The sequence below is a fragment of the Spirosoma lituiforme genome (assembly GCF_054776635.1).
In genome coordinates, this window is sequence record NZ_BAAHBO010000006.1 from 402,898 (window position 1) to 418,066 (window position 15,169).

Sequence of the window (15,169 nt, forward strand, 5' to 3'; positions counted from 1 at the left end):
GCGCAAGTTTGACTACTCTCTCGCTCTTTCACTCTTTCGCTCTTTACCAATGTCCGTCGTACCTTACAAAGATAAAGACACGTCCAAGCGGGAACAGGTCGCTGAAATGTTCGACAGTATTTCGCCGAAATACGATCTGCTAAACCATGTCCTGAGTGGTGGAATTGATATTCTGTGGCGCAAACGAGCCATTCGTGAGTTAAAGAAAGCTGCGACCCAATTGCCCAGGCGTATCCTCGACATAGCCACCGGCACCGGCGATTTTGCTCTGGAAGCCCTGGTCCTGAAACCGGAGAAGATTGTCGGCATGGACATCTCGGAAGGGATGCTGGCCGTTGGGCGCGATAAAATGAAAAAGCGTGGCGTCGATCAGATCATCGAAATGCGGTCGGGTGATTCGGAAGGATTACCGCTGCCGGACAATGATTTCGACGCTGTCATCGTTGCATTTGGTGTGCGCAATTTCGAGAACCTGCTGAAAGGGCTGACCGATATGCACCGCGTTACGCGCCCCGGTGGTGTGTGCGTGGTTCTGGAGTTCTCGAATCCGCGCCAGTTCCCGTTTAAACAGTTATACGGCTTTTATTCCCGTGCCATTCTGCCGCTCATTGGGCGCGTAGTAAGCAAAGACTCGTCGGCCTATACGTACCTGCCCGAATCGGTGCAGGCTTTCCCCGACGGTCCTGACTTTCTTCGCATTTATGAGAAGGCCGGATTCAAAAATACCAAATGGATACCGCTCACCTTCGGCGTTGCGTCAATTTACATCGGCCACAAGCTGGCTTAATTAGTCCGGCCCAGCGAAAGCTGGACCAAATCATCGTAGGCCAGCCTATGAAAAATGGTATTGCCCGATGGCGGGTAGGGCTTGCCCTGGCGGTGTCGCTTCTGAGTCTTATATCGGCCAGCACCCAGGCGCAATCCAGCTACAAGTACGTTCGTAAGCACCTGGAACGCTACGATGACAAGACGATCCATTATGGATTCTTCTTTGCCGTTCCCGTTACCCGCTTCAGCGTTACGTACAGTCCGGCGTTTTTAACGGCCGACTCGGCCTCCCGCATTTATTCGCCCAACAAACCGGCGTTTCGAGTTGGCTTTGTAGTCAACACGTTTTTAAGCAAGCATTTCGATTTACGGCTCACCCCTTCCGTTTCGCTGCTCAGCCGCGAGGTGCAATACGATTATCCGGGTGGCACTTCCCGAACTGAAGTTCGCGAATCGACCTGGATCGACCTGCCGCTTCTGGTCAAGTACAAATCGGAACGACGCAACAACAACCGGATGTATTTGCTGGCGGGGGGAGCGTTCAGTATTGAAAGCAACGTGCGCAAGAAAGAAACCCAGGGCGTCAACAAGCTCAGTACGGGCACGATGGATTTTTCGGTGGAATATGGTATTGGCTTCGAGCAATTTTTCGAATATTTCAAATTTGCGCCCGAGCTACGCTTCTCGCACGGCCTGGTTAACCTCTATCAACCGACAAACAACGTAGCGGGCGTGGGCATTAACCGACTCACTACCCACTCGGTGACGCTGTATCTAAATTTCGAATAGCACAAGGGCCTTGTCAATCAGCGAATTAAAAAAAAGTTGAGTTTTTTTTAGCCTCAGACTTGCATAAAGGCGATTTAGGCTCTTATATTTGCACTCCCAAACGACGACAATCGAAGAGGGGAAAACAGGAAAAAGGGAGTTTAGCTCAGCTGGTTCAGAGCATCTGCCTTACAAGCAGAGGGTCGGCGGTTCGAACCCGTCAACTCCCACGACTGAAAAAAGCACTTATCACTTCTGATAAGTGCTTTTTTCTTATTAGGTACAGCGCTAAGCACAACAAAAGTTGCGCTACTCATTTACGGGCATGAAAAAGGACTAATTAAAGCCCTCTCAATTCATATATGTTTATTCCACAGTAAAGGAATAATTGGTAGTAGCCTAACTGCGTCGAACAAGGTACGTTTGTGAACGGTGTTAGAAGATGTTGCCTGCAAGCAGTGTGGCCAAACTGAACAAGTCAAACGGTATGGTACGACTAGTGCATGCGTCCAAAGTAGTCAAAAATCTTAGCACAGATATCATATGCTACGAACAGCGTTAGACAATTGTTAAATTGGCGCCCCTGATCCAATCTGAATCAACCATTCAAGTGAACGGCCCCAGACCGGCCTTTTAAGTTAATATAGACTGGAGGTGGGACTAGAAGCCAACCGTCACTCGTCAAAACCCAGTCAACGGGCTAATTGACCACAAAAAGTTAGTGGTAGGCTTTACTGCAAGCGCAACGGCAACGTCTGCTGATTAGTCACAAAATCATACGATGTCCAAGTGTAATACAATTTACTGTATGACACGATATAGTATAGGCTATACGCCATCAATGGCCTTCAGGAGATGTATTACAAATGGATCCTTTTTCGAGAATAAATAAACGTGAGTTACTTGATAAAGTGGGTTGCTCCTGTTTACTTACTAGTTGTATTTTTCCAAGCCAATTGGTATAAGTAATCTTATGTTAATGAACTATTCCTAGATCAATCACCCTATATAAGCAAGGAAAACAGGCCGGATTGTACGCTGGAAAGGGGAAAGAAAAGGCAATTATTATGTTAATGGAATATCTGTAGATTGAGCTGGTTAACTATGAGTAAAGTATGCCTAAAAAAGGCCTCTGGATTACCAGAGAATTGATTAGCCGACTAAATTAATCTTGCCAGCCTTCAGGTTTACCCGGAGTCCGGCTATCACTAGGAACACAAACGGCTGTTGGCACCCGGCTGCTATTCAACAGACCAGGGGCATTGTAGACTGGCTTTGACAAGTTCGTATTTGGATCTACCTCGCCCTCAGCACTCGGTAAACGGCCGTTAAGCGCTTGAAATAAACCAGGTGAGGGTCCACTGGCATCCTTTCGATCCAACCAGTAACGAGTCCTCGAAACAGCCGAAATTGTAAAATAACCCACAACAGGCTCACTCCAGTTAGCCACATTATGAACGTTGCCAACAAGGGCAGATGGGGGCGTATCGGCTAAACCACCCGTATTTTGGGTTTGCTGAGCAAATAAATTGAAGAACGAATAGGCCTTCTGGCTCAATGATTCTTGGCGAATCTCGACTAGTGCCCCATTAGAATCATAAAAGGGGATCTGTGCCACCCGGCGTCCTTTAATAGTACCGCCATTACTTAAGCGATCATCGAATACATCAATGCTCACACTCGGTATGATCTCCCAGCATTGAGTACGACATTGGTAATCATTCACATAATAGCTACCTAAGGTAGAAGTTGTAAATGGATTCGAATCAAAACATTTCTCGTATGGCTGAGAATCTTTATCATCATACGGATTGTATTTTAAATAGAAGCCCTGCACGCAGGTATGACACCAATCTTGCCTTTCGAATAATTTCCAGTCGAAGCGGTAGTAGTTGTGCTCATTAACCGGATCCTGCCAGTCGATAAATACCTCGTGGGCACCTCGATACAAATTAGTTGAGCCATTGATTGATTGAGCAGGTAAACTGGTTGGGTTGAACCTGGCGTAGACACGATCAATCGATGGTACGCTGGCCATCACTTCAATTGAGGATTGGTAGTGAGTGCCGTCAGGCAGATTAAGGCGAAGCTGATAGGTATGTCCCACCTCACCCTTGAAGCTATTAGGAGCCTGATAGCGACCAGACTGGGTTTCTTGAAAGGTAAAGACCCGACTTGAATCCACTACGACTTGAACCGTAACTTTGGACAAGGGTAAGGTACCAAACCGACCCGTCAGTGAATCGGACTTCGACCGATTTAAATATACGAACTGGGGTTCATCCAGGTTGGTAATGAGACTTTCGACCACAATAACGTTAACCCGTTGAACAAGAGTTTTCTCAATGCGATCAACACACGCCATTGGCAGAATACCGGCTAACAGACAAGCGAATAAACCTAGTGTGATTGAACGCATGGATAGCCTAAGTTGAGTAGGGGTAAAACCATCCGAGCAGGCCAATTTACTCGCTTGAGATTGCAAGAGCTATATCGAGTAAATCGATCTCAGCTAAGCCTACCCCAAGACTTTTAGGAGGCTTTGGGCAGGCTTTCCGCTATTTTTAGGTAGGCTTTCAGGAGGCTCTACTTTACATAACGGCACTTATATAACAGAAATAACTTGTAATGACCACCAATTTTTTTTCTATATTTCGATTAGCTAACTGGTCGATAATATTAGTCAGCTGTTTGCTGTATATCGGTTGTAAACACACCGACCCTAATCCAGCATCTGACTTATCAGCGGATCAACTGTTACTTGTTCAGGACCTTAACAAGCGCATATCACCCATCAAAGATTCTGACCCCACTCGGGAATTTAATGAACTCGCTAGCTTAGACACATTATTTAAGCAAGTTCAAGTAGTGGGCATGGGCGAATCAACGCATGGTAGTCGTGAGTTCTTCCAAATGAAAGATCGTTTGTTTCGATATTTAGTGCAAATTCACCAGCATCAGACATTAGGTTTCGAAGCAAATTTTGGTCGCTCAGTTCAGATTAATCGATTCATTCATGGCCAAACTACGAGCTTGACCTCTGCCAGTACGGCCGCTAAAAACCTCTATTTCTGGCCTTGGGCCACTGAAGAAGTAAGCCAATTGTTCCAATGGATGCGGGAGTATAATGCGAGTAAGGGAGCCGCTCAACAAATTTCTTTTTATGGCATAGACTGTCAATATGCCGATGACGAATTCCCAATTATCCGCGAGTTCTTAGCCAAAGTTGATCCTGCATCTGTTGTCAAGATTGACTCCGTGTCGAACTTATTTACTCTTACTATCGGCGCTACTTCTCCCACTTTCTTCCAACAATACGCCCAAAAGATACCCGAATTATATAGTCTATTTGTTCAAAATGAGACCAAATGGGCCATCGCTGGTGGTCGGCAAGATTATGAGGTAGCCAAACAAGCCGCTCGTATCTTGATTCAACAACAAGATTTAGTCAGTGGCGATGCTTGTAATTACGGCATTAGGCGAGACAAATATATGGCGGAGAATGTTCAGTGGATTTTAACAAAAATGAATGTTAGTAAACTAAGTCTGTGGGCCCACACTGGTCATGTAGCAAATCTGCCTGGTGTAAACTGTAATCAGCCTTCAATGGGCACTTATCTCAAACAACAGTTAAAAAATCAGTATCTGATAATAGGCACCAGTTTAACCAGTGGTAGTTTTACAGTGCGTAATGGCGCTTTAACTGAAGCCCCCATTACCAGATTGTCTATTCAAGGTTCCGTTGAGCCTGCTTCGTATAATTATCTATTAGGGAAGAGCCAGTATCCAAATTACATTCTAAATCTACAGCAGGTCAATTCGAGCACTGCGTCAGGCAATTGGTTTAATACCCAACACCCATTTTTACTGGTTGGGGCTAGCTATGATGAAAACAAACCTAATAAGTCATTTTATGACATACCTTTAAGCACCAGTTTAGATGTACTCATTCATTTTCGAGATACGACCCCTACCCAGCGACTACCCTGAAAGTGAAAGTAAACTTTTATACTTTTCTGGGTTCAGTCTATAGTACTGCGAACAGACTTTTATCAAAAGTTTCACACAACATAATGTTAGTTATACAACAGAGTTAGAAATAGTGCAAAATAATGAGTTGATAAATAGAGGTTTAAAGTAGTAATAACCAAAGATTACTTACCTTGTCTTTAGAATTCAAGGGCATGAAAGCACCCCATATAGACAATCCAGGCAGCTTAACGAAGTGGTTACTGATCGTAGCCCTGCTGTGCAGTCTTTTGGCTGGTTTAGGAGGGGATATTAACAGTCAGAACAGCTTACCAGTAAGCGTTAAGACGGAACTGGCAATGGCTACTACGCCAAGCGTTAAGCAAGCCCAGTTAGTCCAAGAAAGACAATGTTCAAGTAGGTTTTTCACTCTAAACCAATCCAGTCAATTTGCCTATCTGAGGACTTATAATGAACGGGTTACTCATCAGTTAAAGATAGTTCGCTGGACTACTTTCTCGTTCACGCGCTTTGCTCTCGTTAATTCAGTCAAGACAATTCCTGCTAGTGCCGACGAGCCTTCTTTAGGCTCTCCTAGGGGCTAATACCTCTTTTAAAAGCCCGTCTGCGGCTGCTCAATTTACTATTCTTCTCATCACTACTGGCAGGTAGTCTTAATACATTAATACATGTTGGTGAAACGCATTAAAAAGCTGTTCAAGCTTGTTGGCTTGGTATGTTTAGTCATGCTAGCTCTATGTGGGATAGGCATTAACGGAGCCGGTCCGGTATTATCACAAAGCCGAGAACGCTATATCGACAATGGAATCAAAACGGAACTCGTCCAAACCAAGGATGAGGAAGGCGATTCCGTAGAAGAGGACGAAGCTAAATTTTGAACGGAATACAAATAAATGTAAATAGTGCAAAATCGCCTTATTGATCAATCTGAGGTGATTTTGCACTATTTCTAACTCTGCTGTATAACTAATCTTATGTTAGTCGACTAATCATAGAAGTCGTCAATAAGCATTGAGTGAAGCCTTCTTGTTTTTAGTCAATTCCATTTGATGTAGTATAGACAATGTATATTGCCCAAGAGAGGCCAACTAATAGAGATAGTGCAGAGAGAGCTTTCTTGCCTTTAACATCAGCAAAAAGGTGAACAAGCAGGCTATACAAAATCAATAGAGGGCCCGAGAGTGCCAAGCCGAAAAGCATTAAAATCGACCTTAATACACCAGATGCTGGCCAAGATCGAAAGTATTCATGGAAAATGGGAAATGATAGAGTAAGCAGGATTAGGATTAAAATGTAAAGTAGTCGATTCCTCATCTTTTGTTATATAAGTGGCAATATGTTAATCAGCGAATTCAGTTTTGGCAAACTCTTGGGTTAGTTTTGGCCATCCTTCATAAGGAGCTGCTGTAATAGTATCTGGGATTGAGCGGCTCCAATCGATTCGGTTAACCTTAGGCTGTTTACAGTTAAAGCGAACTAAAAATCGTTCGTACAAGAAATTTTTCGCTACAAAGTTACTCTGCCAATAATCACTCCAACTTCGAGGTTTTTGCCCCCATGTTCCAATATAGGTATGTCCCTTGACAACATATCGATAGTTAAGCGACTTGCCGTCACCACTAACAGTCATTCCGTATCCAATAGTAAATCGTGGGCACTCATCAATCAAATGCTTCTCCCTTCAATCAAGAACTAAGAGAGCAATAGTAACAGGTGCTATGATAGAGAAAGCTATTATGTTACTGGTTCTTGGCGGAATCGGTTTATTGTACCACTTCATGCTAAGAAAATCTGTTATATAATCAATGTGGCTGTTGCAAAAGTCATTTCGAGTCACTTCAGCCACGAGCAATGAGTTTGATTCAGCGGCATTTCACTACGAAAACAGATCGTTTTTGAGTTGCTGAACGCCCTGGAAGCCGAATTCAGTATTGACTCCAACCGGCGGTATGTGGCGGGCCACTCACTGGGGGGATATGGGGCTTGGTCTTTCATCGGGACTCACCCCGGAGTGTTTGCCGCTGCCCTGCCCTTGAGTGGAACCGGTGATCCTGCCTTAGCCAAGAATATGGTTGACGTAGCCATCTGGGCGTTCCATGGAGAAAAGGACCGGAATGTACCCGTTGACGGGTGCCGGACTGTCATTCGGGCTATCCAACAAGCAGGTGGACACCCCCACTACACCGAGTTTGCCAACGTGGGGCACTATCTTAACCCCAGTTTAAACGCTATGCCCGGCATACTGGACTGGCTATTTGCTCAGAAACGGATGAGCCAACAGGACAGGAGCAGTCTGAAAAAATAGGCATTTCCCTTCTTTTATTACCTCTATAGCCATTGGAACCAGCGTAACGTCTCCTGAAACACTCCCTAGTGAGACGAGGAGACGATTCATGTATGTGGTTCTTACTCGGCGCGTTTGGGTAGACACTCTATTTTGTAGTTTTACTCATGAAATTAATCATCCTTTTTGGGCCACCCGCCGTGGGTAAAATGACCGTTGGTCAGGAACTAGAAAAAATAACCAACCTGCGATTGTTCCATAACCACATGTCGATTGAACTGGTCCATCAGTTTTTTGACTTTGGCACTCCCGCTTTTGAGCGACTTGATCGGCGAATTCGCTTTGCGTTCTTTGAGGAGATCGCAACCAGTGATTTAGATGGCTTGATCTTTACCTATGTCTGGGATTTTAATGAACAAGCAGATACGGACTACATAGATGAGGTAGCAGACGTATTTCATCAACAAGGAGCCACCGTGAGCTATGTCGAACTAAAAGCCGACCTATCCGAACGGTTGAAGCGAAATCGCGATGCGCATCGGTTAGCCTGTAAGCCCTCAAAACGAGATGTTGACTCGTCGGAATCATCCCTACTCTACTTTGAGACGAGTTATCGGATGAATACGCGGGAAGGCGAGTTAGGCCAAAAGCCATTATTGACGATTGATATCACTTTCCAAGAGCCACTGGCAACCGCTCAACGAATCAAGGAGTGGCTTAATCAATCATAAAAGATCCAGTATGTACTGTTCGGTTTTGTCTAGCGACCCTTGTTTTACGTATGCTTATCAAACGCTCTCAAATGAGACGGAATAGTATCTATAATTGGGGCCTTTAATTAAATAGTAGTCCCCCTTAGGCTCAAGTGTATGTATGGTTGACGGTTAAAGTTGCAGGACAGTATGATTGTGCTCCAGGTAGTAAGTCCCGGTACCCGATTGCCACTTCACCTACTCTAAACTATATGCACCGGTAGCCGTTCATAGTACGCTAAGTTGTTCAGTGCAGCCTTTAGATCTACTGACTCATACGTATGACCATGAACTATATCCGGCGTGGGACCGGTAAACCCCTATTATTGCTCCATGGCCTAGGGAGTTCCCTAAAGGTTTGGGATCTCATTATGGATGAGTTAGCCACCCAGCGGGATGTGATTGCCCTGGATTTGCCGGGTTTCGGTCAATCACCGGCTCTACTGGGAGAGGTATCCATTCCTACCCTGGCCGATGCGGTGACCGACTTTTTAACCCAGCACCAACTGCTGGGCATCGATGCGGTGGGTAATTCAATGGGGGCCAGGCTGGTGCTTGAATTAGCTCGACGTGGCCAAGTGGTCGGTTCGGTGGTATCGCTGGATCCAGGTGGATTCTGGCAAGGCTGGCAGGTCGCCTATTTCTACCAGTCAGTTCGACTATCAGCTCAATTATCCAAGCTCATCCAACCCATCTTAATACCCCTGGTCAGCAATCCCCTGAGCCGAACAGTGCTGTTCGCTCAATTTTCGGCCCACCCCTGGACGATTCCAGCTGGGGTAGCCTTGAATGAATTTCGGGAGTTTTTACCGACTCCCAGCTTTACCAAGCTGCTGGATAGTCTGGCCCATGGCCCCCCGCAGCAGGGGGCACCTGTTGGCTCTATCCCGAATCTGGTCATTGGCTGGGGTCGTCAGGACCGGATTTGTCCGCCCAGTCAGTCTAAGTTGGCCATGAAGCTGTTTCCTGATGCACAACTACACTGGTTTTCGAATTGTGGCCACGTTCCGCAATTGGATCAACCGGCTGAAACGGTAGCGCTAATACTGGCTGTAACGGATGGCCACTATGAACCACAACCCCAACTTCTTACGGTTAAAGAAGCGTCAGAGGTTACTGAAAAAGTCTTTATTGGGTTGGGTGTTGCGGTGCTATTGGTGGGCCTATTTCTCACCTTTGGTAAGCAAAGATAAAGTTACATCTGATCGTGGCAGAGCTAGCAGATGCCTACCACGATTTATTGGTTATTTCTTGAGACAACCGTTGTGCAACTAGCTAAAGCCATAGTCTAAATGTAGTATGTGTAGTCTTTTAAATTCAGCGAAAATGCAATTTGTAGTTCTGATTGAATCATTCACGAAAATGCTCCTACTTGAGACGGCAATTTATATTACTTCAGATAAACAACAGATTTTCCACTCAAGTGTCCTCGTCCTTTTCCGCTGAACTACCCCCTTTCAACTAAAGGCTACCTTTCTTAGTCTCGTTGCTTACCTAGCTTTTTTGATGCCTACAGTTCATGAATGAACCGCAAGCATCAAAAGATAGTTATATTGCTATCAAATGAGACTGCTCACCCTCTTCGATAGCACAATATGGCAACGCAAGTAACCGCTTACATCAGCGAGCAGAATCCATCTCCTCAGCCACTGACGGCTCTTCAGCTCATTGACCGCTCCCGCCAGGGGCTGTTGGGCACCGAAGCCGGACGAATCGCCGGACTACTAGGGGTTACCGATAAAGAGATGGCTCGGCTGCTTAATCAATCGACAGCTACCTTCCACCGACACGCTAAGGCTGGGCGACTCGATGCCGCCACCTCCGAAAAGCTGCTGCTACTGGGTCGATTGGCTGGCTATGGAACAACCGTTTTCCAGGATCAAGGCAAGTTCAACCGCTGGCTGCGTCGACCTTTACGGCTGTTGGGGGATCGATCCCCCTTAGATCTGCTGGATAGTCCCACTGGTGTCCAGTTGATCGAAGACATCCTGGGGCGTATTGAATACGGTGTCTTCAGCTAATGGCCATCACGCTGTATCGTATCCAAACCGACGCGCACCGTGACCGCATCCTGGAGGGAATAGGGGCTAAGTTACGGGGTGGTCGTTGGAATGCTAAAGGACGGCCTATGGTTTACACGGCCACTACCCCTGAGCTATGTTTTCTGGAATACATGGTGCATCTAGATGGCACGCCTTTGGCGGACCTGCCTCCGCTGATACTATGTGAAATTGCCGTACCCGATCACTCCATAAGCTACGTTCGCGTGGAAGAACTGCCTCTTGACTGGGATGATCCCTATGCTACCCCTGTAGGCTTGCCGCTTTTTGCTGAACAGCAGTTCGAGCGCCGAAAGTGCTTATGTTTAGCCTTACCTTCAGCGGTTGTTCCCCTGTCACCCTCCCGCAACGTATTGTTAGATCCCTTACATGCTCAGCGTAGCGAGTGCCGCGTCCTCTCGATTCAGCCTTACCCGATTGATCCACGTTTACCAACGGCGGGCTTAGCCTAAATAACAGGGCATTTTTGGTGATACATTCTTATAGGCTACTGGTAAGCGTCGCTTTAAATGGGCGTTAAAAGAGACGATGAATGAAGCCTAGATGGCACCTGCTTGTCAGCTCGGCTACTACTGTCAGTTGGCCTACCCCACTACCATAAGTCCCAGAGCATTGAAACAAGGGTCTCATACCTTAACCAAGCTATCCTCAAAGCATAACTTCTTGTAGCTGGCTACAGCCAACAAGACTGGTATGCCCCTCACTACCAGTACCGCTCTTGGTCAGTGATAATATGACAAATTCCCTATCGCGTTGAACTATGCAGCGGTATAACCTAAATTTTTACGTTGATTGAGTAAAATGTGCACCTAATTGGGTGAAATATGCACCTCCCGCGGACCGCTTGACGATACCTTTGCCCCCCTATTGGACGCCCCACTAGAGCCGTGCGGCCCGGTGGGCGTCCACTCGCCTTTTGCCTGTTCGTGGGGCGGAAAATGCCCCGACAAGAACACGCCAGGCAGATTCGCTTGTGTAACCAACTAACTATTTTTTTATGACCCATCTTTTACCTTCTTTTTGCCGGTTCAGCCGGCAGGCGCTCGGTCTGCTTATGCTGCTATTGAGTACCGGTCTGCTGGCTCAAGCCCAAACCATTCGGTATGTTAAACCAACGGCTACCGGCACCGGCGACGGCAGTAGCTGGGACAACGCTAGCGGTAATTTGCAAAGTCAGATCAACGTTGCGGGCGCCCAGCAGGTCTGGGTGGCGGTCGGCACCTACAAGCCCGGGGGCAATGCGAATACCAATCGTAGCGTCAGCTTTTCTATGAAGAACGGGGTGACGATCTACGGCGGCTTCGCGGGCACTTAAGACAACCTGAGCCAACGGGTGCCGGCTAATGCTCTGGCGACAATCCTCAGTGGCGACATTGGCATTGCAGGTAACGCGGCTGATAACAGTTACAGCGTCATCAGCAACCCGCCGGGCCTGACCAACTCGGCAGTGCTCGATGGCTTCCTCATCACCGGCGGTACTGGTATAAACGAAAGCGGGGGGATGTACAATAATGGTCGTGGCGATTATAGTAGTACCAGTAGCAGCGGCATCGTGTGTAGCCCCACGGTGCGGAACTGCTCGTTTCAGGGCAATTCGTCTATCAATGGGGCCGGGGCCATGTTAAATGATGGGAGAAATTATGGCGCTAGTAGTCCAGTACTAATCAACTGCTCGTTTCAGAACAATTCGACTACGAATGGGGGCGGGGCCATGACCAACAATGGGTCTGACGGGGGCACCAGTAGTCCGGTGATGACCAACTGCTCGTTTCTGAATAACTCATCCAGAAGTTCGGCCGGGGCCATCTACAGCGAAGGGTATTCTGGTACCAGTAATTCGGTGATGACCAACTGCATCGTATTTGGCAACAAGGGGAATGGGGGCAGGGTGGGTAGTTCGATTTATACGTCCGGAGCCCGCATCTCAGCAACCTACTCGTTGTTCGAGACGGGCATATTTGGCTATAGCGATGGGGGTAACAACCGAACCACCGCTGTTTCGCCCTTTGTCAGTGCCACCGATACCCGGCTCAACGCCTGCTCACCCGCCATTGATGCGGGCAATAACGCAGCCAACACCACCGCCACCGACCTGGCCGGTAATCCCCGTCGCTACAACCAAGGCCAAATCGACATGGGCGCCTACGAGTATCAGGGTACACCCAGCCAGCCCCTCACCCTCACCAACCCGTCCCAATCGGCAACTACCGTCTGCGCGGGGGATCTCGTGAGGTTTGGCGTTACGCCCGCAGGAACTGGTCCCTTCAACGCCACACTCTACCGAGATAATGCGGAGGTGGTTCGCTATATACAATTTCCCGAAGGTTTAGAAATCAGGTCAACAAGCGTTAGCACCCAGAGTGGTACGTATCAGTTTGTGGTCACCTCCGCTTGCAATAGCGTAACGACTACCTATGCTCCCATTACGGTCAATCCGTTGCCTACCCAGTACGCCGTCACCGGTGGGGGGGCCTTCTGCCAGGGTGGCGCTGGCGTTGTTGTTGGCCTGTCGGGATCCCAGACGGGGGTCAACTACCAACTTCAACGCGATGGTAACCCGGTGGGCTCGCCTGTTGCGGGTACAGGCAGTGCCCTGGACTTTGGCAACCAAACCACCGCCGGTACCTATACCGTGCTGGCCACCAATGCCAGCACCAGCTGTCAGCAAGCCATGAGCGGTTCGGCTAGTGTCACCGTCACGCCCCAGCCCTCGGCCCCTATGGTAGTGACCCAGAGCGGCTATGCTTACTCGGCGGGGGTGAGCAATCTGACCATCGCTCAGAACGTGGGGCCCGTCAGCCTGACGGTGCTGGGCTGCTCGGAGGGTATGGTCATGGCCAACGGCAACGCGGCCAGTAGCTTCACCGTCTCCACAGCCATGACCGGTACCCAGACCTACACCGCCACCTGCACCCTGAACGGCTGCACCAGCCCGGTGGGTAGTTTTCAACTCACGGTAGTGCCCACCACGCTTAGCGTGCTGCACAGGGATGCCGACTACGGCAACACCCAGAACAACATCATCAAGCCCTACCTGCAGCTAGCCAACGCGGGCGGGCAGGCCATCCCCTACGGGGAGGTAACGGTGCGCTACTGGTTCACGTCGGAGGGCCAAGCTCCGCCAACCAACCTGGCTGTGTACTATGCCTAACTAGGGGCGGTCAATATGAAGTATGTGGCGCTTTCGCAGCCTCGCCAGGGGGCCTTTGGCTACGTCGAATACAGCTTCCCCGGCGGGGGCAACTTGGCGGCCAATGGTAACTCAGGTCCCATCGAGAATGGCATCCAGAAAACCGACGGGTCTGCCTTTAATGAATCCGACGACTACTCCTATGCGACCAACTATCAGAACTATATGCCCAATACCCGGGTGACGGCTTATCGTAACGGCACGATCATCTGGGGTCAGGAGCCCACAACGGTCCAGTCACAAACGGCAGTAGCGGTTTACTCGGCAGCAAAAGACGGCACGACGACGTCCCAGATCCAGACCCGACTCGAACTGCGCAACACGGGCAACGTGGCTCTGCCGGTGGGGGCTCTCAAGCTGCGCTACTACTTCACCTCGGACAATAACCAGCCAGCCAGTGTGTTTGTGGACTATGCCGACATGGGGGCCGCCAAGGTAGCCGCCCGGGTGGTCAAACTGCCTGCGCCGGTAGAGGGGGCCGACAGCTACGTGGAGCTGAGCTTTCCAAACAATACTATGTCGGTGAATGCCTTGAGCAGTCTGGGGGTGATCGACTTCCGGCTGGTTCGGTCGGACTATGGGCTCTTCAACCAGAGCAATGACTATTCGTATGCGGCCAACTATGGCAACGTGGGTCTGAACGCTAAAGTAGCGGCTTACCTGGATAACCGGCTCATTTTTGGCACTCCACCCTCGGGAGCTCCCGCCCGACTCGGGGCGAGTGAACCAGGGACTGAGTTGGCCGTCAAAGTACTGGGCAACCCGGTGGTGGGTGACCAGGCTCAGCTCTTGATTACAGGCGTAGCTGGTCAGGCGGTGAGCTTGCGACTAGTGGACTTACAGGGCCATACCATTCACGAACAGCGCATCCAGCAGGCGGGTGAAACTGAATCATTGAGTCTGCCACTGGGCCAGAGCCGGGGTCAGCTGCTGCTGCGGGTGAGCACCGAGAGCCAGCAACAGAGTGTGAAGCTGTTGCGGCCATAACACAAAGTAGAAAATAAAGCTAAAAACGCCTGCCTCGCTTGAGGTAGGCGTTTCTTTTGTAGAGGCACTATCTCATAAATCGCTCAAATGAATGGACTACTTCTATCCGTTGGCCTTCAATAAACGGCCATCAATTCGGAAGGGTGCGTTTTCCACAATCTTGACCGCTTCCTCGAAGCTGGGATGAAGCGTATGCATTAAGTAGTTTCGAGACCGGTCAACGATTGCAGAAGGTACCGATATACTCAGCTTGTCAGGCGCGTCAAGCCAGTCCTGTAAATAAGACTGTAAAACCTCAATTTGCTGCTCATCCTGCCAGGTAGCCGGTAGATCCGCTACCGACACGACATGATACGTTTCGGGTATGTCC

General features: G+C 48.7%; 14 protein-coding genes and 1 tRNA gene. 13 read left to right on the top strand and 2 right to left on the bottom strand.

What is annotated here, in order from left to right:
- Positions 1–49 precede the first annotated feature (49 nt).
- From ubiE to ACYU87_RS20850, 3 genes are all read left to right on the top strand, one after another.
- Positions 50–787 (top strand): bifunctional demethylmenaquinone methyltransferase/2-methoxy-6-polyprenyl-1,4-benzoquinol methylase UbiE, encoded by a 738-nt coding sequence (ubiE, locus tag ACYU87_RS20840; protein ID WP_461136029.1) that lies wholly within the window; start codon positions 50–52, stop codon positions 785–787.
- Between the two features lie 47 nt (positions 788–834).
- Complete coding sequence (gene porT, locus ACYU87_RS20845) at positions 835–1,557, top strand: type IX secretion/gliding motility protein PorT/SprT (RefSeq protein ID WP_461136030.1); 723 nt, start codon at positions 835–837, stop codon at positions 1,555–1,557.
- A 134-nt stretch (positions 1,558–1,691) separates the two neighbouring features.
- A tRNA-Val gene (locus ACYU87_RS20850) sits at positions 1,692–1,766 on the top strand.
- Between the two features lie 935 nt (positions 1,767–2,701).
- Here ACYU87_RS20850 and ACYU87_RS20855 read toward each other — a convergent pair.
- Entirely contained in the window at positions 2,702–3,955 is a 1,254-nt protein-coding gene (locus ACYU87_RS20855; RefSeq protein WP_461136031.1) for a DUF4249 domain-containing protein, read from the bottom strand.
- Between the two features lie 209 nt (positions 3,956–4,164).
- Here ACYU87_RS20855 and ACYU87_RS20860 point away from each other — a divergent pair, with 209 nt between their 5' ends.
- From ACYU87_RS20860 to ACYU87_RS20905, 10 genes are all read left to right on the top strand, one after another.
- Positions 4,165–5,526 carry an erythromycin esterase family protein gene (locus ACYU87_RS20860; RefSeq protein WP_461136032.1) on the top strand — a complete coding sequence of 454 codons (1,362 nt, stop codon included), beginning with the start codon at positions 4,165–4,167 and terminating at the stop codon, positions 5,524–5,526.
- 674 nt (positions 5,527–6,200) lie between these two features.
- Entirely contained in the window at positions 6,201–6,404 is a 204-nt protein-coding gene (locus tag ACYU87_RS20865; RefSeq protein WP_461136033.1) for a hypothetical protein, read from the top strand.
- Positions 6,405–7,426: 1,022 nt separating this feature from the next.
- Positions 7,427–7,831 carry a carboxylesterase family protein gene (locus ACYU87_RS20870; protein WP_461136034.1) on the top strand — a complete coding sequence of 135 codons (405 nt, stop codon included), beginning with the start codon at positions 7,427–7,429 and terminating at the stop codon, positions 7,829–7,831.
- Between the two features lie 146 nt (positions 7,832–7,977).
- A complete protein-coding gene (locus tag ACYU87_RS20875; RefSeq protein WP_461136035.1) occupies positions 7,978–8,541 on the top strand; it encodes an AAA family ATPase in 564 nt (187 codons plus the stop codon).
- 302 nt (positions 8,542–8,843) lie between these two features.
- A complete protein-coding gene (locus ACYU87_RS20880; protein ID WP_461136036.1) occupies positions 8,844–9,755 on the top strand; it encodes an alpha/beta fold hydrolase in 912 nt (303 codons plus the stop codon).
- A 402-nt stretch (positions 9,756–10,157) separates the two neighbouring features.
- The gene (parS, locus tag ACYU87_RS20885; RefSeq protein WP_461136037.1) at positions 10,158–10,583 is read left to right on the top strand and encodes a type II RES/Xre toxin-antitoxin system antitoxin; all 426 of its coding nucleotides are present in this window, start codon (positions 10,158–10,160) and stop codon (positions 10,581–10,583) included.
- The gene (locus ACYU87_RS20890; RefSeq protein WP_461136038.1) at positions 10,583–11,074 is read left to right on the top strand and encodes an RES family NAD+ phosphorylase; all 492 of its coding nucleotides are present in this window, start codon (positions 10,583–10,585) and stop codon (positions 11,072–11,074) included. The genes parS and ACYU87_RS20890 overlap by 1 nt, the downstream gene beginning before the upstream one ends.
- A 545-nt stretch (positions 11,075–11,619) precedes the next feature.
- Positions 11,620–11,937 carry a hypothetical protein gene (locus tag ACYU87_RS20895; protein ID WP_461136039.1) on the top strand — a complete coding sequence of 106 codons (318 nt, stop codon included), beginning with the start codon at positions 11,620–11,622 and terminating at the stop codon, positions 11,935–11,937.
- Between the two features lie 18 nt (positions 11,938–11,955).
- The gene (locus ACYU87_RS20900; RefSeq protein ID WP_461136040.1) at positions 11,956–13,773 is read left to right on the top strand and encodes a choice-of-anchor Q domain-containing protein; all 1,818 of its coding nucleotides are present in this window, start codon (positions 11,956–11,958) and stop codon (positions 13,771–13,773) included.
- 15 nt (positions 13,774–13,788) lie between these two features.
- Positions 13,789–14,799, top strand: coding sequence for a cellulose binding domain-containing protein (locus ACYU87_RS20905; protein ID WP_461136041.1), 1,011 nt, complete (start codon positions 13,789–13,791; stop codon positions 14,797–14,799).
- A 102-nt stretch (positions 14,800–14,901) separates the two neighbouring features.
- Here ACYU87_RS20905 and ACYU87_RS20910 read toward each other — a convergent pair.
- A partial coding sequence (locus ACYU87_RS20910) for an RES family NAD+ phosphorylase (protein ID WP_461136042.1) occupies positions 14,902–15,169 on the bottom strand: 268 nt, incomplete at its 5' end.

Coding starts and splice junctions, on each gene's coding strand:
- ACYU87_RS20875 (WP_461136035.1), top strand. CDS start 7,978: ATGAAATTAATCATCCTTTTTGGGCCACCCGCCGTGGGTAAAATGACC.
- ubiE (WP_461136029.1), top strand. CDS start 50: ATGTCCGTCGTACCTTACAAAGATAAAGACACGTCCAAGCGGGAACAG.
- ACYU87_RS20905 (WP_461136041.1), top strand. CDS start 13,789: ATGAAGTATGTGGCGCTTTCGCAGCCTCGCCAGGGGGCCTTTGGCTAC.
- porT (WP_461136030.1), top strand. CDS start 835: ATGAAAAATGGTATTGCCCGATGGCGGGTAGGGCTTGCCCTGGCGGTG.
- ACYU87_RS20880 (WP_461136036.1), top strand. CDS start 8,844: ATGACCATGAACTATATCCGGCGTGGGACCGGTAAACCCCTATTATTG.
- ACYU87_RS20890 (WP_461136038.1), top strand. CDS start 10,583: ATGGCCATCACGCTGTATCGTATCCAAACCGACGCGCACCGTGACCGC.
- ACYU87_RS20855 (WP_461136031.1), bottom strand. CDS start 3,955: ATGCGTTCAATCACACTAGGTTTATTCGCTTGTCTGTTAGCCGGTATT.
- ACYU87_RS20895 (WP_461136039.1), top strand. CDS start 11,620: ATGACCCATCTTTTACCTTCTTTTTGCCGGTTCAGCCGGCAGGCGCTC.
- parS (WP_461136037.1), top strand. CDS start 10,158: ATGGCAACGCAAGTAACCGCTTACATCAGCGAGCAGAATCCATCTCCT.
- ACYU87_RS20860 (WP_461136032.1), top strand. CDS start 4,165: ATGACCACCAATTTTTTTTCTATATTTCGATTAGCTAACTGGTCGATA.